The 935-nt window shown below is 58.0% G+C and carries 2 protein-coding genes; both read left to right on the top strand.

All coding sequences use genetic code 11. The annotated features are described in order from the left end of the window. The first annotated feature begins 120 nt into the window (after positions 1 to 120). Positions 121 to 567, top strand: coding sequence for a hypothetical protein (locus tag HMPREF2559_RS08635; RefSeq protein WP_066491057.1), 447 nt, complete (start codon positions 121 to 123; stop codon positions 565 to 567). Then, positions 558 to 863, top strand: coding sequence for a winged helix-turn-helix domain-containing protein (locus HMPREF2559_RS08630; RefSeq protein WP_066491060.1), 306 nt, complete (start codon positions 558 to 560; stop codon positions 861 to 863). The genes HMPREF2559_RS08635 and HMPREF2559_RS08630 overlap by 10 nt, the downstream gene beginning before the upstream one ends. Positions 864 to 935 lie beyond the last annotated feature (72 nt).

Genomic DNA, 935 nt, shown 5'->3' with positions numbered 1-935 from the left:
CTAATCAATGCACTCTAAAACCGGAAGAGCCAGTAACGATTTGTCAAGAGCTTCACGAATCGTTAAGCGCTTGCTACTATGGAAAGTGAAGGTATGGTTCGATAAGGAAAGGGGCAGATCATGGACACTCGGGAAGGCGGACGTTTTAGCTCGGCGGCGAAAGCCGCTACGCCGCTCGCGCACGTCAATAAGCGTGAAGGCATTCTCTTGCTCGTGTTGGCGGCAAGCTCCGCTGTGCTCCTTGCGGTGAACTTTCAGGCGGCCAATTGGGAATGGGGTGGGCTCATCCGTGCCGTCGTGGTCGCGCTGTACCTCTTCGTTCTGTGCCTCGTAATTGTGCTGTTGCAACAGGCGAGGAAGGCTCATCCTCGAGGATTTATGACCAAGCTTGTTGCTGCCTTCGGATTTATCGTGGTCTCCTTCCTGTTCTTTGATCTGGTGTGGCCGCGGTGGGTAGACCCGCACGACACGCACTGGGCGGTGACCACGCTTGTCGCGGTGCTCTGCGCTGCGCCTGCGGGGTGGTGCGGTGTCTACCTGCTGCGCAAGGGGGAACTGTGGAGCTAAGCGAGGCACGCCAGGCCCTTGGCACCCCCATTCACTCGCCGGTGCGGCTCAGTGTCATGGCGGCGCTCAATAGCGTGGATTCGGTGGATTATCAGACCCTCAAAGACGAGTTGGGGGTGAGCTATTCGTTGCTCACGAAGCATGCGACGCTCCTTGAGGAGGCCGGCTTGTTAAAGATTTCAAAAGATTTCGAGGGGCGCACACCCGTGACACGTCTTCGACTCACTCGTTCGGGTCGCCGGGCCTTCGCACAGTACCTGGAAGCACTGGACCGCCTCGTGGCGGGGCTTACTTAAACAACGGGGTTATCTGGGATACGGGAAAGCCAGTCATGCAGGGCGGAATCAAGCGGTGGATGCGCCACGCTT

It is taken from the genome of Corynebacterium sp. HMSC072G08 (genome assembly GCF_001809185.1).
In the GTDB taxonomy this organism is placed as follows: Bacteria; Actinomycetota; Actinomycetes; order Mycobacteriales; family Mycobacteriaceae; genus Corynebacterium; species Corynebacterium phoceense.
Note: the sequence above shows the minus strand (reverse complement) of the source record. Positions and strands in the feature narration are given on the sequence as shown.

Excerpts from the sequence above, each read along its gene's own strand:
- HMPREF2559_RS08635 (WP_066491057.1), top strand. The coding sequence starts at position 121 with ATGGACACTCGGGAAGGCGGACGTTTTAGCTCGGCGGCGAAAGCCGCT.